Origin of the sequence: Nonomuraea sp. NPDC048901 (assembly GCF_040649695.1) — a bacterium.
In the GTDB taxonomy this organism is placed as follows: domain Bacteria; phylum Actinomycetota; class Actinomycetes; order Streptosporangiales; family Streptosporangiaceae; genus Nonomuraea.
Genome location: NZ_JBEZFW010000034.1, coordinates 42,979 through 61,355, shown reverse-complemented (window position 1 = coordinate 61,355; position 18,377 = coordinate 42,979). Strand labels below are relative to the sequence as shown.

General features: G+C 68.1%; 17 protein-coding genes. 6 read left to right on the top strand and 11 right to left on the bottom strand.

Annotated features, from left to right (window positions below):
- Positions 1 to 203 precede the first annotated feature (203 nt).
- The 3 genes from AB0C30_RS56255 to AB0C30_RS56245 all read left to right on the top strand — a co-directional run bounded on the left by AB0C30_RS56255 (position 204) and on the right by AB0C30_RS56245 (position 2,863).
- Positions 204 to 1,670 carry a hypothetical protein gene (locus AB0C30_RS56255; RefSeq protein WP_357960805.1) on the top strand — a complete coding sequence of 489 codons (1,467 nt, stop codon included), beginning with the start codon at positions 204 to 206 and terminating at the stop codon, positions 1,668 to 1,670.
- Between the two features lie 5 nt (positions 1,671 to 1,675).
- Positions 1,676 to 2,161 (top strand): pyridoxamine 5'-phosphate oxidase family protein, encoded by a 486-nt coding sequence (locus AB0C30_RS56250; RefSeq protein WP_357960838.1) that lies wholly within the window; start codon positions 1,676 to 1,678, stop codon positions 2,159 to 2,161.
- A gap of 87 nt (positions 2,162 to 2,248) precedes the next feature.
- Positions 2,249 to 2,863: a dihydrofolate reductase family protein gene (locus AB0C30_RS56245; protein ID WP_357960802.1), complete on the top strand. Its 615-nt coding sequence runs from the start codon at positions 2,249 to 2,251 to the stop codon at positions 2,861 to 2,863.
- A gap of 31 nt (positions 2,864 to 2,894) precedes the next feature.
- Here the strand turns inward: AB0C30_RS56245 and AB0C30_RS56240 are convergent, their stop codons facing one another.
- The 9 genes from AB0C30_RS56240 to AB0C30_RS56200 all read right to left on the bottom strand — a co-directional run bounded on the left by AB0C30_RS56240 (position 2,895) and on the right by AB0C30_RS56200 (position 12,788).
- Positions 2,895 to 4,025 (bottom strand): hypothetical protein, encoded by a 1,131-nt coding sequence (locus AB0C30_RS56240; RefSeq protein WP_357960799.1) that lies wholly within the window; start codon positions 4,023 to 4,025, stop codon positions 2,895 to 2,897.
- Positions 4,022 to 4,867 carry an acetylxylan esterase gene (locus AB0C30_RS56235; RefSeq protein ID WP_357960796.1) on the bottom strand — a complete coding sequence of 282 codons (846 nt, stop codon included), beginning with the start codon at positions 4,865 to 4,867 and terminating at the stop codon, positions 4,022 to 4,024. Before AB0C30_RS56235 ends, AB0C30_RS56240 begins: the two co-directional genes overlap by 4 nt.
- 4 nt (positions 4,868 to 4,871) lie before the next feature.
- Positions 4,872 to 5,798: an acetylxylan esterase gene (locus AB0C30_RS56230; RefSeq protein WP_357960792.1), complete on the bottom strand. Its 927-nt coding sequence runs from the start codon at positions 5,796 to 5,798 to the stop codon at positions 4,872 to 4,874.
- Positions 5,795 to 6,895, bottom strand: coding sequence for an ABC transporter ATP-binding protein (locus AB0C30_RS56225; RefSeq protein WP_357960790.1), 1,101 nt, complete (start codon positions 6,893 to 6,895; stop codon positions 5,795 to 5,797). Before AB0C30_RS56225 ends, AB0C30_RS56230 begins: the two co-directional genes overlap by 4 nt.
- A gap of 3 nt (positions 6,896 to 6,898) precedes the next feature.
- Positions 6,899 to 7,792 carry a carbohydrate ABC transporter permease gene (locus tag AB0C30_RS56220; RefSeq protein ID WP_357960787.1) on the bottom strand — a complete coding sequence of 298 codons (894 nt, stop codon included), beginning with the start codon at positions 7,790 to 7,792 and terminating at the stop codon, positions 6,899 to 6,901.
- Complete coding sequence (locus AB0C30_RS56215) at positions 7,789 to 8,694, bottom strand: sugar ABC transporter permease (RefSeq protein WP_357960784.1); 906 nt, start codon at positions 8,692 to 8,694, stop codon at positions 7,789 to 7,791. Before AB0C30_RS56215 ends, AB0C30_RS56220 begins: the two co-directional genes overlap by 4 nt.
- A gap of 2 nt (positions 8,695 to 8,696) precedes the next feature.
- A complete protein-coding gene (locus AB0C30_RS56210) occupies positions 8,697 to 10,025 on the bottom strand; it encodes an extracellular solute-binding protein (protein ID WP_357960781.1) in 1,329 nt (442 codons plus the stop codon).
- A 10-nt stretch (positions 10,026 to 10,035) separates the two neighbouring features.
- Entirely contained in the window at positions 10,036 to 11,340 is a 1,305-nt protein-coding gene (locus AB0C30_RS56205) for a hypothetical protein (RefSeq protein ID WP_357960778.1), read from the bottom strand.
- Positions 11,341 to 11,564: 224 nt separating this feature from the next.
- The gene (locus AB0C30_RS56200) at positions 11,565 to 12,788 is read right to left on the bottom strand and encodes an oxygenase MpaB family protein (protein WP_357960775.1); all 1,224 of its coding nucleotides are present in this window, start codon (positions 12,786 to 12,788) and stop codon (positions 11,565 to 11,567) included.
- A gap of 179 nt (positions 12,789 to 12,967) precedes the next feature.
- Here AB0C30_RS56200 and AB0C30_RS56195 point away from each other — a divergent pair, with 179 nt between their 5' ends.
- Positions 12,968 to 13,639 carry a helix-turn-helix domain-containing protein gene (locus tag AB0C30_RS56195; protein ID WP_357960835.1) on the top strand — a complete coding sequence of 224 codons (672 nt, stop codon included), beginning with the start codon at positions 12,968 to 12,970 and terminating at the stop codon, positions 13,637 to 13,639.
- Between the two features lie 291 nt (positions 13,640 to 13,930).
- Here AB0C30_RS56195 and AB0C30_RS56190 read toward each other — a convergent pair whose 3' ends face one another.
- A complete protein-coding gene (locus tag AB0C30_RS56190; RefSeq protein ID WP_357960772.1) occupies positions 13,931 to 14,965 on the bottom strand; it encodes a phosphotransferase family protein in 1,035 nt (344 codons plus the stop codon).
- Between the two features lie 76 nt (positions 14,966 to 15,041).
- The gene (locus tag AB0C30_RS56185; RefSeq protein WP_357960770.1) at positions 15,042 to 16,235 is read right to left on the bottom strand and encodes an acyl-CoA dehydrogenase family protein; all 1,194 of its coding nucleotides are present in this window, start codon (positions 16,233 to 16,235) and stop codon (positions 15,042 to 15,044) included.
- A gap of 99 nt (positions 16,236 to 16,334) precedes the next feature.
- Here AB0C30_RS56185 and AB0C30_RS56180 point away from each other — a divergent pair, with 99 nt between their 5' ends.
- Positions 16,335 to 16,922: a TetR/AcrR family transcriptional regulator gene (locus AB0C30_RS56180; RefSeq protein WP_357960766.1), complete on the top strand. Its 588-nt coding sequence runs from the start codon at positions 16,335 to 16,337 to the stop codon at positions 16,920 to 16,922.
- A 71-nt stretch (positions 16,923 to 16,993) separates the two neighbouring features.
- Entirely contained in the window at positions 16,994 to 18,376 is a 1,383-nt protein-coding gene (locus AB0C30_RS56175) for an FAD-binding protein (RefSeq protein ID WP_357960763.1), read from the top strand.
- Position 18,377: the final 1 nt, after the last annotated feature.

Below are 18,377 nucleotides of genomic sequence, written 5' to 3'. Positions count from 1 at the left end.
GAAGCATGGCAATCGGCCACCGGAGAGTTCTAGGCTCGGCCACCTGGCCGATGTTCTGCTCAGCCGCCGAAGGCAGGCTTGCCGCGAACAGCCGAACTCGACGACCAGGGAGCGACGTGACACACCTGCGCTACCCGGTCCACCACTGATACAGCCACTCGAAAAGAGACATCATGTCGGATATATCGACACATCGGAATCGGATGCCCGGTCCGCTGGAAGTATCCGCGGACAACCCGCGCTACTTCACCGTACGTTCGGACAACCGGGCGGTGTATCTCACCGGCTCGCACATCTGGAACAACTTCCACGACGGCATGGGGCCCGGCGCGACCGCGCCGGCCGAGCCCGAGAAGATGGACTACCGCGCCTACCTGGACTTCCTCGCCGCTCGCGGGCACAACTTCATCCGGCTGTGGCGCTGGGAACAGTTCCAGTCGCAGGCCGCCGGCGGCGCGTACCACCTGAACATGAGCCCGCAGCCATGGCCGCGCACGGGACAGGGTACGGTCAAGGACGGCGATGCGAAGTTCGACCTGTCCCAGTTCGACCCGGCCTATTTCCAGCGGCTGCGCGAGCGGGTCACCGCCGCCGGCCAGCGCGGCATGTACGTGGCCGTGATGCTGTTCGACGGCTGGGCGCTGCACCTCAGCCCGGTGCCGGACAACGTCGAGGGCCATCCCTTCCACGCCGGCAACAACGTCAACGGTATCGCGATCACCTCGATCCTCGACCACCAGGTCCTGCCGCTCGACCCCGCTGTACAAGCGTTGCAGGAGGCCTACATCCAGCAGGTCGTCGACACCGTGCACGACCTGCCTAACGTCCTGTACGAGGTCTCCAACGAATCATCCGGAGGTGGCGCGGTCAGCCCGGAGATGGCCGACGCGCTCGGTGTACCGCTGGAGACCGAGTGGGGCGACTCGACCGGCTGGCAGTACTGGGTGATCGAGTTCGTTCGGCGGTATCAGCGGCAGCAGGGATATGACCCGCGCCCGATCGGCATGACCATGCAGTTCCCGGTGGCCGACCAGACGCTGGTCAACGCGCCCCTGTTCGACGGGCCCGCCGACTGGATCTCGCCTGGCTACGACGACGAGATCTACCGCGAGGGCGGTCACCCGTCCGCCCCGGGCGGCACACCGTCGCGATGGCTGGACGACCCGCCGCCCGCCGACGGCCGCAAGGTCCTGCTCAGCGACACCGACCACTTCGCCCCTGGCCAGGGCGACGCCCTCTGGGTGTGGAAGGCGTTCCTGCGCGGCCACAACCCGATCTTGATGGACTACGGCCTCATCGACGGTGTCCCGTCGTCACAGGACGCCTTCGAACCGGCCCGCCAGGCGATGGGCGATACCCGGCGCTACGCCGAGCGGATCGACCTCATGGGCATGCCCCCTCGCGGCGACCTCACCTCCACCGGCTACGCGCTCGCACACCCCGGCAAGGAGTACCTCATCCTGCGGCCGGACGGGACCAGCGAGGTGTTCACCGCCGAGTTGTCGGCCGGCGCCTACACAGCCGGCTGGTACGCCATCGACGAACGGACATCCCTGCCCGGCGACGAGATCACGGTGCCGAGCGACGGCCTGGTGAAGTTCACCGTACCGTCCACGATCCACGGCCCGGCCGTGCTGCGTCTGGCGGCCACCACCATCCGAGACCAGTGACCGGCATGTGGGAACTGGTTCCCCGGCTGCTCGCCGACAGCCGCTACCTCGTCCTTGCCACCGCCGATCGCCAAGGGCGGCCGTGGGCCACACCCGTCTTCTTCGCCGCCCGCGATGAGGACCGGCTCTTCTGGGTATCGGCACCGGACAGCAGGCATTCCCGTAACATCGCCGAACGCCCGGCCGTGGCCATCACGGTCTTCGACTCCCACGCGCCCATAGGCGGCGCCGAGGCACTCTACCTCGAGGCGAGCGCCGACCCCGCCGACGATCCGGCCGCGGCGCTGACCATGCTCAACGCCCGCCTCCCCCCGGGCAAGCAACTCACCGGGGACGACCTCGCGCCGTCCGGCCCCATGTTGGCCTACCGCGCCGACGTACAGCGGCACTTCGTCCTGATCCGTGGAGGAGACGCACGCTTCGACAACGTCACCGACGCACGACTGCGCGTCACACGCCCTCAGGCAGGCACCCATCATGACCATGCATGAGCCCATCCACTCGATCATCACCTCACTCGACGGCCACATCAACGACACGGGCGGCACCTTCGGCTCGACCGGCCCCAAGGAGCAGGCATGACCCGCATCATCGCTGACATCTCGCTCTCCCTCGACGGTTTCGTCACCGGGCCCGACCCCGACCCGGACAACGGCCTGGGCGTCGGCGGCGAGGCCCTGCACACCTGGGCGTTCTCCGACGACCCCGACGACCGCCGGATCCTGCGCGAGGCGACCACCCGCTCCGGCGCCGTCATCCTCGGCCGGCGGCTCTTCGACGTGATCGACGGGCCGAAAGGCTGGAACGACGACTCCGGCTACGGCGCTCGCGAAGTCGGCAAGCCCGCGTTCGTCGTCGTGACCGACTCACCACCGCGGTCGGTACGGCTTACCGACCTCGACTGGACCTTCGTCACCACCGGCCTGCCCGACGCCGTCGCCGCCGCCCGCAGGCGCGCCGAAGCGGCATCGGCACAGCGCGGCCAGGACCTCGACGTCGTCCTGATGGGCGGCGGCGCCACCATCGGCTCGGCCATCGACGCCGGGCTGGTCGACGCGCTGACGCTGCACCTCGCGCCCGTCGTCCTGGGCGCCGGGACCCCGCTGTTCACCGGTGCGGCGCCGCGCACGCTGGTGCGGCGGAGCGTGACCCCGACATCGACCGCGACGCACCTGACCTACGACATCCTCTGACGAGATCCTCTGCCGACGTCGTCGCGCGCTGTTACGGTCCGGCTCTTTCGCCATCTCCAGAGCTCAGGTGCCGAACCAGTGCATCGAGAACCACCAGGTCTTCCCCCGGCTCGATCGTCTGCGGGTTCAGCGCGATCGCGTCGTCGGGTACGCCGAACACACCGACCGCGATCCGCGGGTCTCCCTCCCACAAAGCCCGCACCAACCCGTCCCGGGTCCAGCCGCTGGTGGTCAGCAATCGGACGACCGCTCGCCCGTGCGGCTGGCCCGCCTCACTCGGGTAGCCTCGCTCGGCGACGACACCCGGCACTCCGCGCAAGCCGACGATCCACCGGTCGACAATCTGTTCATAGCTCGCGAGCAGTGCCTCCTCGTCCTGCTCCAGCGTCCACTCGACCGCGGCGTACAGCCCGAGCAGCTCTTCCTTCCCGACCTTCATCCCGCGCCCGATCTGCTGATTCGGCGACGCGTGCGCCCGGCACCTGTCGACGATCCACCGCTTCCCCAGCACCAGCCCACTGGACTGCGGTCCGCGCAGCCCTTTCCCACCGCTGAAGATCACGGCATCCGCGCCGAGCTCCCTGGTGAATCTCCACAGCGAGGAGACGGGTGGAATCTGGGCCGCCGCATCCACGATCACCGGCACAGCCGGTGGACCTGTGAGGCCCGGGGTGCAGGCGAGTTCCCGGGCGACTCGGATCACGTCCTCTATCGGCAGAGCATCCGCCGCGTAGTGGGCGCCGGCGAACCACAGGACGCAGGCGGGGCGTCGTACCAGGGCGGCTCGGAGCCCCTCGATCGACGGACCGACTTCTATGATGCGGGCGCCGGTCAGGCGGGCCGCGTAGTCGTAGCCGTTGCGCTGGCCGGTGAACATGACCACCTCGGCCTCGGCCGGGAACGCCTGCGCGGGCTCACCGACACACGACGCGACCGTGAGGGTGATCGCCGCCGCGGCACCGGACGTCACGCAGGCCGCCTCGTTGCGGGTGAGCACGGCCAGGCGCTCACCGACGCGGTCGTGGAGTTCGGGCAGGTCGACGAAGTGGGCCGCCCCCTCCGTCATCGCCTTCAGCGCCGACGGCGGCATCAGCGAGCCGCCCAGTGCGGTGAGTGTCGCGGAGGCGTTGATGACCGGCCGGACCCCGAACGGATTGGTCATACGAGGAATCTCGACATCGGTGGTACGCCGGAGAGTTCGGCCAGCCAGGCATCCAGGAAGTCGTTGTCGGTGCCGTCGAGGTGGGTCAGCTTGTAGACACTCGCGGCAGGCAAGGCCCCGATCAGCGCGGCACACCAGTCAGGATCGTCGACGGCGAGCAACGTCCGAGCGGTCACCGCGGACGCGTGCCGGACCGGGTCGAAGTAGGCAAGAGTTCTGTCAATGATCCGCGCCGACGAGCCGGCACGGAGGTGATCGTTGAGCTCCTCGAGCGGATAGCGGCTCGACTTCAGCCGTGCCTCTGCCGCCCGGTAGAACAGCAACTCCGAGAGCAGGACCGCGCTGAACCCGGGCCGCCGCGCGGCCGTCAGCAGCGCCAGATCGTCCCCGCTCACGGCCACCCGCGCCGGATCGACCTCCGCCAAGCTCATCAGGAACTCCGCGGCCCGCAGGCAGTCCGCCGCGATCCCGCGATAGATGTACGACGCCGGGTCGTCGATGCCCATCGTCAGCAATCCCGGGTACGCCGCCGAGAACCCTTCGTCGGCCAGCCGCTGACCACGGTGCGTCAGGGCGAACACGACGTACCGGCTGCGATCGTTCGGGTGCGGCACGAGGTTGACGCTCCCGTGGCGCGGCGTCCGCAGGAGCGCGGGGAACGGCCCGTCACCGGACGGGATGCTGAGATGACCGAAGACGCGGTACGGGCCGGTGCTGGTGAGCCGCACGGTGTAGCTGGTCGCCTCGTCCGTCGTCCGCGCCGGCACCAGGTCGAGCCCGGGCCGAGCGGAGATCGCGGCCAACTCATCGTCGACGGCGGACCAGTAGCTGTCGAAGTCCATGGGTTCACCGTCCCGGCGTGAGGTGTTCGGCGAGGAAGTCCGCCACGATCCGCAGCACGCCCGGCAGCCCGGCGTGGTGCGCGCAGTGCGGGTAGGCGTGCAGGGTGGTCTCACAGGTCAGCACCCGCCGCAGCGCGAATCCGGTCTCCGGCGGGCACACGTCGTCCTCGAGCCCCAGGTACAGCAGCGTCGGCGCCCGCACCTTCGGCGCGAAGTTGAGCCCGTCGTAGTACGCGACCGTCTCCCGCACCCGGTCGACGTCCTTCGGGTGCATCCGCAAGTACTCGTTGATCTCCTCGTACGGATACGACCGGGTCAGTGTCGGCGCGGTCATGATCCCGCACAGGTACGGCGCTCCCGCCGCCACGCACCGGATCACGTCCGGCAGGAGCGCGGCCGTCGAGATCCCGAGGCCACCGCCCTGACTCGACCCCTGCAGTCCGATCCGCAGATCATCGACTTCCGGACGATCGAGCAATACCTCGACCGCCCGCACCACGTCGAGGTAGAACCCGCGATACCCGTAGGTGTTGTGGTCGATGATGTTGTGCGTCAGCAAGCCCGGGTAGCCCGGGTTGAACACGTCGTTCGAGCGCAGCTTTCCGCGCGGCGCGACCGCGAGCGCGGCGTACCCGAGCTCGGACCATTCCTTCGGGATCGTCGGCTCGGAGATGTAGCCGGGGATCGTCACCAACGCCGGGTGCGGGGCCGGCCGATCGCGCGGGACGGTGTACCAGCCCGCGATCCGCAGACCGCCATAGCTGGTGTAGCGCAGATCGTAGACGATCACCTTGTCCGTGGACAGCGATGGCATCTCGGTGAGGACCGGGTCCAGCGGGTACGACGCGCAGTCCGCCAGGCCGGCCGCCCAGAAGTCGTCGAAGTCGGCCGGCAACTCGACCTCGACGATCGCGTTCTCGGGGTCTCTCAAGAGTGTTCCTCTCGATGAGGGGCGTGCAGCGCGGTGCCGTCGGAGGCCTTGAACAAATGCAGGCGGTTCTGGTTGAAGCCGACGTACACCGTGCTGTCATGACCCAGCCGGAACGGCACCGGGACGCGGGCCTTCAGCAGCTCGCCGTCGATCCGGACCGTGACGAGCACGTCCGGACCGAGCGGCTCGGACACGAACACCTTCCCGGGCTGATAGCCCGCGATCGGGGTCGGCGACAACGTCACGTCCTCCGGCCGGACGCCCAGGACGACGGCCGGGTCGTCCGGCGAAACGTCGTACCGGCCCAGCTCCTGACTCAACGCGCCGCTGCGGAAGGTGCGGACGCCGTCGACGTCGGCCAGTTCACCGGTGACGAAGTTCATGGGCGGCGAGCCCATGAACGACGCGACGAACCGGTTCGCGGGCCGTTCGTAGATCTCCCCCGGCGTCGCGCACTGCTGGACGACGCCGTCGCGCATCACCGCGATCCGGTCCGACATCGTCATCGCCTCGACCTGGTCGTGGGTGACGTAGATGAACGTCCGGGCGACATCCACGTGCAGCCGCTTGATCTCCGCGCGCATCAGCACCCGGAGCTGCGCGTCCAGGTTGGACAGCGGCTCGTCGAGCAGATACGCGCCGGCGTCCCGTACGATCGCGCGGCCGAGCGCGACCCGTTGCCGTTGACCACCGGACAGCTCGCGCGGCTTGCGATCCAGCAGGTCCTCGATGTCCAGCGTCCGGGCCGCCCGCAGCACCTGCTCGTCGATCGTCGCCTTGGGCACCCGCATCATCTTCAGCGCGAACCCGATGTTCTGCCGGACCGTCTTGTGCGGGTAGAGCGCGTAGCTCTGGAACACCATCGCGACGTCGCGCTTGTTGGCCGGCAGCCAGCTGACCGGCTTGCCGTCGAAGAAGATGTTGCCCTCGGAGGCCCGTTCCAGGCCGCAGATCATGCGCAGGGTCGTCGACTTTCCACAACCGGACGGGCCGACCAGGGTGAGGAACTCCTGATCCTCGATGGTCAGATTCAGGTCCTTCACCACCGTCTTGCCGCCGAACGACTTGCTGACGCCTTCGAGTCGAACCTCTGCCATCTGTCAGCCCTTCACGGATCCGGCGGCCATGCCCTGGACCAGCTTGCGCTGGAAGAGCAGGGCCAGTGCCAGGGGTGGGACGACCGCGAGCACGCCGGCCGCGGCCATCACGGTGAACTGGGTGTTGAAGTCGGTGGCGAAGTTCGCCGCCACCACCGGGATCGTCTTCGCCGCCTTCGTGCTGGTCAGGAACAACGCGAACATGAACTCGTTCCACGCGGTCATGAACGCGAACACCGCGGCCGCGACCAGCCCCGGCGCCGCGACCGGCAGGAACACCGACCACATGGTCCGGAACCAGCCGCACCGATCCACCCGGGCCGCCTCCTCCAGCTCGCGCGGCACCGAGCGGAAGAAGTCCTTCAGGATCCAGATCGTGATCGGCAGCGCGAACGTCGTGTACGAAAGGATCAGCGCCAGGTAGGTGTCCAGCAGTCCGAGCGTCCGCATCAGCAGGTAGAACGGGATGATGATCGCGATCCCCGGCACCATCCGGGTGAGCAGGTAGAGCATGAGCAGCGCCTGACTGCCACGGAACTTCAGCCGCGAGAACGAGTACGCCGCGAACGTGGCCAGCGCGAGATTCAGGATCGCCGTCGAGGTGGCGACGATCAGGCTGTTGCGCAAGGAGTACGGCGTCTCGTCGATCGCCCGGCCGCCGACGAGTTGCTGGGCCTCACTCGGATGGATGAAACCGAGATAGTTCTCCAACGTCGGGCGGGCCGGAATCCAGTGCGGCGGAACGGAGATCGCATCCACCTCGTGCATGAAGCTCATCGCGACGATCCAGTAGAACGGCAACACCAGATACAGCGCGAACACGACCGCCAGCACGTACAGGACGATCTTCTTCCAGGGGATTCGGTAGCGCAGGGGAACCTTCACCACGGTGCTCATACCTCGAAGTCCCCCTTCCGGTAGAGCAGGCCGATGTAGCAGACCGAGATCAACAGGGTGATCGCGGTGATCACCCAGGCGTAGGCGCTGCCCAGGCCGAAGTCGGTGAAGGTCAGGACGGTCTGCACGTCGAGCAGGGCGATGGTGGTGGTCGCGTCACCCGGTCCGCCACCAGTCAGTACGTAGATGGTGTCGAAGGCACGGAACGCGTTCATCGTCTCGAGGATCAGCACGATCAGCAGGGGGTGCAGCAACCACGGCAACGTCACCTGGACGAACCGCTGCACCGCACCCGCTCGGTCGACGGTGGCGGCGTCGTACAACTCCGAAGGGATTGTCGACAATCCGGCGAGCAGAATGATGACCGAGAACGGGAGCGTGTTCCACACCTGGGCCAGCGCGGTGAACAGGAACGCGCCGGTCCCGGACGTCAGCCAGGCGTGATAGTCGTCGATCAGCCCGAGCTGCGTCAGCAGACCGTTCAGGGCGCCGGTCTTCGCGTCGAAGATGGTCCGCCACATCAGGCCGTTCACCACCCCCGGCATCGCCCAAGGCAACAAGGCCAGGCTGAGCAACAGACCGCGGCCGCGGAACCGCTCGTTCAGCACCAGCGCCAGGATCAGCGCGAGTACGACGGTCAGCCCGAGCACCACGAGGACGAACAGGGCGGACACCTTCAGCGCGGACAGGAAAGCCTGATCGCTGAGCAGGGCCTGGTAGTTGTCGAAGCCGATGAAGCTCTTCGCGCGCGGGCGCTTCAGGTTGTTGCGTTGCAGGCTGACCCAGAACGAGTACGCGATCGGGTAGGCGACCAGCAGGGCGATCACGATCATGGCCGGCGCGTTCAGCGCCCAGGCCTTGGCGTTGTCGCCCAGCGGCCGGCGTTCGGCTTGGACGGCCATCCTCAGCTGTACTTCTTCTTCAGCGTGGCAGCGGACTGCGCCAAGCTCGCCACCGCCGCGGACGGCTGCGTCTGGTTGCTCAGCACGCCCTGCACGACCTTGTGCATCTCGGTTTCGAACTCGGTGTACCACGGCATGCCGAGCACGTTGCGCGGCTTGGCGATCTCGCCCAGGTGGGCGTAGATCGCCGGGTCGGCGAACTTCTTCAGCGACGCGGTGATCTCCGGGTCGGTCGCCATCGACCGGTAGGCGAATCCGAGACCACGCTGCAGGAACCAGAACTTCGCGGTGTAAGGCTGCTTGTTCGCGTCGAGTCCGCCCAGGTAGGTGAGCAGCTTGAACGCGTTGTCCTTCACCTCGGTGTCCTTGGCCAGCGCATAGAGCCGGGTGTTGCTGACCGTCCCGTGCACCTGACCGTCGAGGCTCGGTATCAGCGCCATCCGGATCTTGCCCGCGGCCTTGGACTTGGTCGCGTCGTTGTAGTCGCGGCTGGCGTACCGCGCGCCGATCGTGTACGCGTACCGGTTCGCCTTCATCGCGTTGTCGATCGGGACCGGCAGCAGTTGCAGGCAGGCCGGGTCGATCACCTTCGACTTGTTCGCCGCCTGCTGCAGCCAGGCGAAGACGTCCTTCACCACGGTGTCGGTGGTGTTCATGATCGGCGCCTGCTGGTCGTCGAACATGTTGCCGCCGCTGCCGAAGACCAGCGCCCACACCCAGGACCACCAGGTGTCGGACAGTTGCGCCGGTACGCCGATCGGGTATTTCAGGAGGCCGGCGTTCTTGATCTTGACCGCCTGCGCCTCCAGCTCCTCCAGGCTGGCAGGGGGTTTCGTGATCCCGGCCTTGGCGAGGATGTCGGCGTTGTAGGTCAGGCAGTTGGAGTCGGTGTAGTACGGCAGGCCGTAGCGCTTGCCCTGGTAGGTCATCGCGGACGCGTTGCCCGGGTAGATCGCGCCGTACACTTCGTCGACGCCGGGCATGCCGTCGAGCGGCTGCAGGTAGTCTCCCTCGACCCAGCCCGCGAGGGAATCGTCGTACACGTACAGGGCGTCCGGGCCGCCGCCGCCGGTGAACTCGGCGACTACTTTCTGAACGTACTGCGCACTCGTGATCGGGGTGTAGTTGACCTTGATTTTGCTGGTCTTGGTGAAGTTGTCGAGGTTCTGCTGGACGAGTGCGGCCTCGTAGTCCCAGCCCTCGAACTTCACGCTGCCGTCGCCGGAGCCCGCGGACTTGTCGTTGGAGCAGGCGGTCAGCAGGGGCGATGCGGCGGGCAGGGCCAGCCCGAGACCCGCGTACTTCAGGATCTGGCGGCGGTTGAGCTCCATGGTTGTCCCTTCAACGCGGTGAGCGCAGTAACGCTTGGGCGATGCGTAGCCGGTACAGACGCGTCGGGCGTCCTTTCGGATGGCGCTGAGCTGTGCCTTCGACGCTCACCAGGCCCCCAGCGTCAAGTGTGCGGATCAGCCGGCGGCCGCTCTGATCCGTGATGCCGAGATGGTCGGCGAGCTCACCGGGCGAGATCGCGCGACCTTCCAGTTCGTGCTCCAGTGCCGCCAGGCGGGAGACGGTCGCGGCACTGAGGCCGACGGACTTCGCGAGCTGTTCGACGTCGTCGCCGTGTTCGCGGTAGGAGTAGCTGAGCGCCGCCCGGACCGGACCCATCGGGCCGATGATCACGCCGCTGTCCTCGATCAGGTAGCCGCATGGCTCGCTCTCCCGCTCGGCCCGGGCGGCCGCTTGTTCGGCCAGGGCCACACAGCCGCGGGCGGACGCGCCGACGCCGAACCCGGCCGAGACCTGCGCACCGAGCGCCGCGGCCGCCTCGGCGAGCGCGGGTACGGCGACCCAGTTGCGGGTGATGCGCTCGAACAGAGCCTTGTGGGCGAAGACGACGACACCGCGCCGGCCACGGTCCTCGATCCACGCGCCGGCGAACTCGGGGGTGTTGAGCAACAGGTTCATCAGGCCGATCCGGGCCCGTTCCTCGTCCTGCGAATGCGAGATCAGGAAGACTCCGGCGGCGAAGCGTTGTGCGCTGGCTCGCTCGGACTCGATCCGGAGCGCGAGCTCGTGCAGCTCGGTCCGGATCGTCGCCGGCACCGGCATCCCGCTCATGATCGGGATCTCGCCGGACAGTCGCTCGCGGACGGCGGCGCGGACGCTGATCACATAGCTGCGCTCGCCGAACCGGTGGTACGCGGAACGGTGGAACTCGACGATGTCCTCCACGGATTGCGTGGGGGCGTACGGCAGGCAGTCGATGGCGTCGGCGTCGAGCTCGAGCGCGAGGGCGACCGCCTCGACCGCCTCGGCGGGAAAGGTGTCGATGCTGACCGGGGTGCGGCCCCACCCACGCTCCTGGGCGCGGTAGAGCGCGAGGGTCAGGTCGAGCGCCGACGAGCGGATCACGCCGACCGGCAGGCCGGGTGGGAGGAGTTCGCGGCTGGCCGTGTACGGGACCGGGCCGGCCAGGAAGCCGTCGAGCCGGGTCGTGCTCAGGAACTCGGCGACCTTGGCGCGGATCTCGTCCTCGTGGTCGTAGCTGACCCACTCCAGGTCGACCCCACCGAGCGTGTTCGCGGCTTCCCGGAACAACTCCCCGTGCATCGAGTGGGTCACCACTCCGATCACAATCGCCACGACACCCCTTTACGAACTAGGTTCGTAAATGACTCGTAAATCCGATTCTGACCAAACTCTCCCCTCCCGGGGGTCCAGGTCAAGGGATCAGGCAAAAGAAATTCCCCGGCGACAACCCAGTCGCCGGGGGCCGATGGTGTACCGAAGGTGCGCCTCTCAACGCAACGGGCTATGCCGTCATGCGGGTGTGACCCAGGAGTTGGGATCTCCTTGCCGGACCGTGATCAGCTGGGCCGGTTGCCCGTCGGAATCACGATCTTGGTTTGTGCCCCCTTGGTGAGGTAGTACGTGGTCCACTTCTTGACCATCTCGTCGAGGAGCCAGGCGGCGGCGGGCACCAGCGGCAGCCCGATCAGACCCTCCCGGAACCGCACCAGTAGCGGCCAAGCGGTCTTGACCGCCGGGTCCCACAGCGGCTCGCGCGGGATGCCGTTCCAGTCGGCCACCTGGTCGCCGGTGAGGTACCTGGAGAACGCGTTGACGAGCGGCTTGTCGAGGCCGCCGGGGCTGGTCAGCTCCGCGAGCATGCCCCGCAGGATGGCGTTGAGTTCCACCCCCTCCGAGGTCGGCCCCATGTTCCTGGGCAGGACCAGATCCGACTGGGTGTAGGAGGAGTCCCAGGTGGCGGGGAGGAACTCGTCCCTGATGCCGAGCATGTGCCCCAGCATCTGTACCGAATGCAGGTACGCCGCGGCCTCAGTGGAGGAGATGCGCACCTGCCACTCCCGCATCCCGCGCATGGAGTAGGTCGCCAGGGTGTGCCACGTGACGAGCATGTCCTCCTGGCTGATCGGGATAGGGCCGGACCAGTGGGGAGACGACTTCAGCAGGTGCCGCACCGCCGCGTGCACCAGCCGGGTCTTCACGGCCTCGACCACGGCCGTGCCTCCGGCACTCCAGGCGTTCTGGGGTCTGACCGCGTACGCCAGGATGTTCGTCTTGGCGATCCGGTCTTTCAGATCCGCGCCGCCCGCGGAGTAATAGACAGCGCGTGCCTCCTTGGGGATGGCGGTGGCCAGCATCCCGGCGCCGACAATGGTGAGGACGACGATGTAGTTCCCCTTGAGCGCGTGGAAGCGCCCCGCGGCGTCCAGCTTGGCCGGGTCGGCCCACGATGGCAGCTGACGTGCCTGCTCGATGAAGGCCCGCAGATCCTCCGGCAGCCCCGCGGGCAGGGGCTGGTCGTTGCGGTTCCAGCCGTCCAGCAGCCGGTTGACCTCGGGTATGACACCGCGGTCGAGCAGGGAGGCGAGGAGCGGATCGGCCACGTCGTCCCACACCCATCGGGGGTCGGCGCCGCTGCCGGAACCCGCGATCGAACCACTGGCCGGCCAGCCCCAGTCGCCGGACAGGGAGTCCGCCTGGGCCGGGGAGACCATTCCTAACGCGCCGAGCGCCCCCAACGCGGTGCCCGACATCAGTACCTCGCGCCTGCTCAACTCTGCCATGCTCCGCACTCCTTCGAGGTGGGGGTTCTGCTCAGGGCATGCGAGAAATGGTTGATACGGAGAAACAAGTCATGAGTCTGTGTATCATCATCAGAGCACAGTGTGACGAGCATCACAAGACCACGTTTGAGGCAGAATTCCTCTAGGAGGTGATCGTGGAATCTGTGCTGTCCGGATTCATGGCGCCGTCGGACTCGGATTCGCTGCTGGAGCGCGCCTATGTCGATGCCGTCGAGCGCGTCGACGACAGCGACGAGCTACGGGCGCGCATCCTCGACGCGGCGTACGAGCAGTTCTGCCGGATGGGCATCAGGCGCTCCACCATGGAGGACGTCGCCCGGCTGGCGAAGGTGTCGCGGATCACGGTGTACCGCCGGTTCGACACCAAGGACACGCTGATCGAACACGTGGTGCGCCGGGAGTTCCGCCGCTATTTCGACCAGTTCCTCATCGACATAGAACAGGCCGGCACCGCTGCCGACAGGGTGGTACTGGGCTTCGTAACCTCATTGCGAGCAATTCGCGGCAACCCGCTGATCGGCGGACTCATCGCTACGGAACCGGACCTGCTAGTCCCCTCCATGACGGCCGACGGGGGTCAGACCCTCGCCACCGTACGGCATTTCGTCGCCGGTCAGCTCCGCAGCGAGCAACGCGCGGGCAACGTGTCGAGCAGGCTTGACGTCGATCTTGTGGCCGAGATGATGGTGCGGATCTCCACCTCTTTCCTGACGATCCCCAGTGCCATCATCGACCTGGATGACGACGACGAACTGGCCGCGGTGGCCCGGCGGTTCCTCGTGCCCATGCTCGAGCCACCAGCCGGGACGTCAGCGGCCGGATCCGTCTGAGTAGCGCCTACTCATGCGGCTCACGCGGTGGCCGCTGATAGTGGCCGCATGCAGACCAAGCCAGCAATCCGCTACGCGGTCGCGCTGGTCGTGGCACCAGCCGGGTGTTCGTCCGTACGCCCGCGCTCGCTCGTGCCGGCTCGCGGCTGATCGTCCACGGCGTGGGCGGCAAGTCCGCCAACCAGAGGTCACCGAACCGGCTCCCACCAAGAACCCGCAACTCACCGCGGTCTGGGCGCTGCGCGGCGACCTTCGTACCCCTGAGGTACTGGCCCGGCATTCCTTACTCCTTCAGGCGGGCTTCGCCAGGGCATGCAGACCGGCGGCGGCCAGCGGCGCGACCGCCTGACCGACGGATTCGAACCCCGATCCCCGCGTCATGCCCCGCTGGAAGCGGGCGTGGATCCCTTCCGCGATCACTGCGATCTTGAAGTAGCCGAGACCGAGATAGAAGTCGAGCCGGCCGAGGTCGCGGCCACTGATCGTGGCGTATCGCTGGGCGAGTTCGGCCGGCGGGGGCAAGCGGTCGCTGGTGGACGCCGCTGAGCCGCCGATGACGGGGGCGAACGCCGGATCCGCGTACACAAGGTGCAGTCCCAGGTCGGCCAGCGGGTCGCCGAGCGTGGCCATCTCCCAGTCCACCACCGCCCGTACCTGGGCGGGGTCGTGCCGGTCGAGGATGGCGTTGTCGATGCGATAGTCGCCGTGGACGATCGAGGCGCCGCTCTCCTCGGGGCACGCCTCGGCCAGCCACGCGTGCAGGCGCTCGATGTCGGCCAGGGGGCGGGTCCGGACCCGTTGCCACTGGTCGTGCCAGCGCCGCACCTGCCTGGCGAGGTAACCGTGGGGACGGCCGAACGTCCCCAGCCCGACGGCATCGGCATCGACCGCGTGCAAGCGGGCCAGCACCTCGATCAGGCTGTCCGCGCATCGGGCGATATCGCCCTTGGACAGCGTGAGCAACTGGTCCGTGGTCCGGATCACGGCCCCTTCGATGTGCTCGACCACGGAGAAGGGCACGCCCAGCACCTCGGCGCCGGCCAGGGCGACCGCGCGTGCGACCGGGACCTGGCTGTCGGCAAGGGCCTCGACGACCCGGTACTCGCGGCCCATGTCGTGTGCCGACGGTGTGAGCCCGCCCAGCGGCGGACGGCGCAGCACCCACTTGTGCCGGCCGTCGCCGAGCAGGTACGTCAGGTTCGACCGCCCGCCATGGAGCAACTCGGCGGTGAGGCGACCGGCGAAGCCGGGCACGCGCTCGGCGAAGAACCTTTCGAGCGCGGGAAGATCCAGGCCATCGAGCGCGGACCGGTCAGTGTCCGTCATCGCGCCGCCTCCACGCCACTCCGGTCATCGCACCGCACGTCATGCCGGGCATCGCGCCACTTCCACGTCACGCCGGTCATCGCGCCGCCGCCGCGTCGTGGCGGCGAAGGACGCGCCTGGCGATGGCCCAGCGGTGGGTCTCCGAGGACCCGTCATAGATCCTGAAGGGGCGCACCTCCCGCAGGTAGCGGCTCAGCAGAACGTCGCCGGAAACGCCGAGTGCGCCGCAGATCTGCACGGCACGATCGACGACGCGCCAGATCGCCTCCGCGCAGAAGGTCTTGGCGACAGCGGTGGACTGTGCCGCGCTGTCGCCTTGATCGAGCTCCCAGCACGCCCGCAGGATGAGGCCACGGGACGCGGCGATGTCGATCTCGTTGTCGGCGATCATCTGCTGGACCATGCCGAGCTCGCCCAGCCGCGACCCGAACAGCCGCCGCTCCGCGGCCCGCGCCACCGCGATGTCCTGCGCCCGTCGCGCGATGCCCAGCCAGCGCATGCAGTGCGTCATGCGGGCCGGGCCGAGCCTGACCTGGGCGTAGCGGAAGCCCTCGTCGACCTCGCCGAGTATCGCGTCCTCCCCCACCACGCAGTCGTCGAAGACCAGCTCGACGTGACCTCCGTACAGGCTCTCGTCGAGGGTGTCGATGTGCCGGACCGTCTTCATGCCGGGGTTGTCGCCGTCGACCAGGAACATCGTCGCGCCGCCCGCTTCGCCCGGTTGCCCGGAGGTCCTGGCCATGCAGATCGCGAAGCCCGCCCCGTCAGCGCCGGTGATGAACCACTTGTGGCCGTCGATACGCCATCCGTCAGCCGTACGCGTCGCACGCGTGGTGAGGGCGCTCGGGTCCGAGCCCGCGCCCGGGGCGGGCTCGGTCATCGCGAAGCACGAGCGGACCTCGCCCGCGGCGAGTGGCCGCAGGTAACGTTCCTTCTGCTCGTCAGTGGCGATGGCCTCAAGCATGTGCATGTTTCCCTCGTCGGGCGCCGCGATGTTCAGCGCGAGCGGTCCGAGCAGGGAGTAGCCGGCCTCCTCGAACACGGCGGCCCGGCCGCGCATGTCGAGCCCGAGCCCGCCGTACTCCCGCGCGACGTGCGGGGCGAAGACACCGGCCTCCTTCGCGGCCTGCTGCAGCGTCCTGCGGACGTCCTCCGACCGCGCGACGCCGTGTTGTGCCTCCTCGACAGGAATCACCGCCTCGCGGATGAACGTCGTGGTGCGCCGGGCGACGTCGGCGACAGCTGGATCGGGGGCGAGGTCGACGGCCATGGGTCTCCCATCTGGCTAATGAGCGTTAGCCGAACCGTAGCCCCTGGGGGCGGAAATGCGCCATCATTGCAGCTAATTAACGTTAGCCGAGGAGTCGATGTGGACCGGGTCGAGCACATTCGTTCGGTGGCGCTGGAGTTGTTCGCCGGCAAGGGATACGAGGCCACCACGATGGCCGACATCGGCGAAGCGGTGGGAATGCGCGCGCCCAGCCTGTACAAGCACGTCGCCTCCAAGCAGGAGTTGCTCGCCCAGATCATGAAGGCGACGATGCGCGAACTGCTCGCCGCCAACCGCGCGGCGGTCGCGACCACGACCGACCCCGTCGAGCGCCTGCGGCGGGCGACCGAGGCTCACGTCCGCTATCACGCCCGGCACCGGCTTGAGGCGTTCGTCGGCAACCGGGAGATCCGCAGCCTCACCGAACCGCATCGCGGGCGCGTGCTGGAGCTTCGCGCCGAGTACGAGACCCGGTTTCGTGATCTCGTACAGGCGGGATCGCGACAGGGGGTCTTCGCCGTGGCATCGGCGCGGTTGGCGTCGTACGCGATCCTCGACCTCGGCATGGGCTTGGCGGCCTGGTATCGCGAAGACGGCGAGCACGGCGAGGACGCCGTCGTGTGGCAGTACAGCGAGTTCGCCCTCCGTCTCGTCGGCGCCGGAGGACCTGCTCTTGAATTGAATTGAGTTTGGTCTATTGTGGCACGCGAGACGCCTGGCAGTCCGCTGAGCAGCAGGGACCGATGGAGGAGAGTCGCGTGCGCGCAGAAGCAGAAGCCGTCGATCTGCTGATCATCGGCGCCGGGATGGCTGGGCTGACGGCTGGTGCGCGAGCCGTGCGCGACGGTCTGTCGGTGTTGATCGCCGAGATCGGCGGCGATGTCGGCGGATCGGCGCGCTTCGCCGGGTACGCGTGGACCGCTCCCAGCCACGAGATCATGGATCAGCACAATCCGCGCGGAGAGGCCGCACTGAAACGCGCCCTGGTGGACCGGTTCGCCGACGGCGTCTCATGGATCCGCTCCATCGGCGTCGAGGCCGGGGACGAGCAGGCAATTCTCAGCTTCGGCCGCGGGCATCGGTTCGACACCAACCACTACCTTGACACCTGCCGCCGGCTCATCCTCCAAGGCGGCGGCGAACTGCTGCTCGACACCGACACCGAACGTCTGGTGACGGAGAACGGAGTCGTGGCGGGGGCGGAGCTGAGGTCGGCCGACGGCGCGCGCAGAATGGTGCGGGCTCGCTCGACGCTCGTCGCGACCGGCGGGTTCCAGGGCGACCTCGCGCTCCGTACCACCCATGTGCACCCGCGAGCCGACCGTATGGAGCTGCGCTCGAATCCACACAGCCGTGGCGGCGGCTACCGCCTGGCCACGCAGGCCGGCGCGGCCACCGGTCACGAGGACGCCGGCTTCTACGGTCACCTCATCCCCAGCGGCATCTCCTTCGCCGATCCGGCGGACTTCGTCGACCTGTCGCTGTACTACAGCGAGCACGCGCTCCTGTTCAACCTGAACAACGAACGGTTCACGGACGAGACGCTGGGCGATCACCTCACCACCATGGCGTTGCTGGAGCAGCCCGGAAGCCGCGGCCTGCTCGTCGCCGACGCCCGGGTGTTCCGCGACTGGATCGTCGGCTCCTATGTCGAGGGCGCCGTCGCCGTCGACAAGTTCGCCCTGGCGAGCAGGCGAGGCGGTCGCGTCGGACTCGCCCAGGACCTGGACGAACTGGCCTTCCTGCCGGAGGAATGGGGCTACCACGGCAAGGCCGTCCGCGACGGCGTCGAGCTCTTCAACGAGCGCGCCTCGGCGGGGCTCGACCTGCGGCCCGGCCGCGAGCTGGACCGCCTGCCACTCGACGAGCCGCCGTACTACGTCATCGAGGCGGTGCCGGCCATCACGTTCCCGTTCCACGGCGTGCGCGTCGACGACCGCGCCCGCGTCCTGGGCGAGGACGGCGAACCGATCGGCGGGCTCCTCGCGGCGGGGTCGGACGTCGGCGGTTTGTGGAACCGCGCGTACGCGGGCGGCGTCGCCGCGGCTCTCGTCTTCGGCCTGACCGCCGCCCACACGGCCACCGAGACAACCGGCAAAACCGCCACCGGCGCAGCCACCAACACCACCGCCGACGCCTAGA

What these genes read in the sequence shown, in the direction of transcription:
- AB0C30_RS56195 (WP_357960835.1), top strand. Translation starts at nt 12,968, where the DNA reads ATGGCGCCGTCGGACTCGGATTCGCTGCTGGAGCGCGCCTATGTCGAT.
- AB0C30_RS56250 (WP_357960838.1), top strand. Translation starts at nt 1,676, where the DNA reads ATGTGGGAACTGGTTCCCCGGCTGCTCGCCGACAGCCGCTACCTCGTC.
- AB0C30_RS56200 (WP_357960775.1), bottom strand. Translation starts at nt 12,788, where the DNA reads ATGGCAGAGTTGAGCAGGCGCGAGGTACTGATGTCGGGCACCGCGTTG.
- AB0C30_RS56225 (WP_357960790.1), bottom strand. Translation starts at nt 6,895, where the DNA reads ATGGCAGAGGTTCGACTCGAAGGCGTCAGCAAGTCGTTCGGCGGCAAG.
- AB0C30_RS56185 (WP_357960770.1), bottom strand. Translation starts at nt 16,235, where the DNA reads ATGGCCGTCGACCTCGCCCCCGATCCAGCTGTCGCCGACGTCGCCCGG.
- AB0C30_RS56190 (WP_357960772.1), bottom strand. Translation starts at nt 14,965, where the DNA reads ATGACGGACACTGACCGGTCCGCGCTCGATGGCCTGGATCTTCCCGCG.
- AB0C30_RS56220 (WP_357960787.1), bottom strand. Translation starts at nt 7,792, where the DNA reads ATGAGCACCGTGGTGAAGGTTCCCCTGCGCTACCGAATCCCCTGGAAG.
- AB0C30_RS56255 (WP_357960805.1), top strand. Translation starts at nt 204, where the DNA reads ATGCCCGGTCCGCTGGAAGTATCCGCGGACAACCCGCGCTACTTCACC.
- AB0C30_RS56245 (WP_357960802.1), top strand. Translation starts at nt 2,249, where the DNA reads ATGACCCGCATCATCGCTGACATCTCGCTCTCCCTCGACGGTTTCGTC.
- AB0C30_RS56215 (WP_357960784.1), bottom strand. Translation starts at nt 8,694, where the DNA reads ATGGCCGTCCAAGCCGAACGCCGGCCGCTGGGCGACAACGCCAAGGCC.
- AB0C30_RS56210 (WP_357960781.1), bottom strand. Translation starts at nt 10,025, where the DNA reads ATGGAGCTCAACCGCCGCCAGATCCTGAAGTACGCGGGTCTCGGGCTG.
- AB0C30_RS56235 (WP_357960796.1), bottom strand. Translation starts at nt 4,867, where the DNA reads ATGGACTTCGACAGCTACTGGTCCGCCGTCGACGATGAGTTGGCCGCG.
- AB0C30_RS56240 (WP_357960799.1), bottom strand. Translation starts at nt 4,025, where the DNA reads ATGACCAATCCGTTCGGGGTCCGGCCGGTCATCAACGCCTCCGCGACA.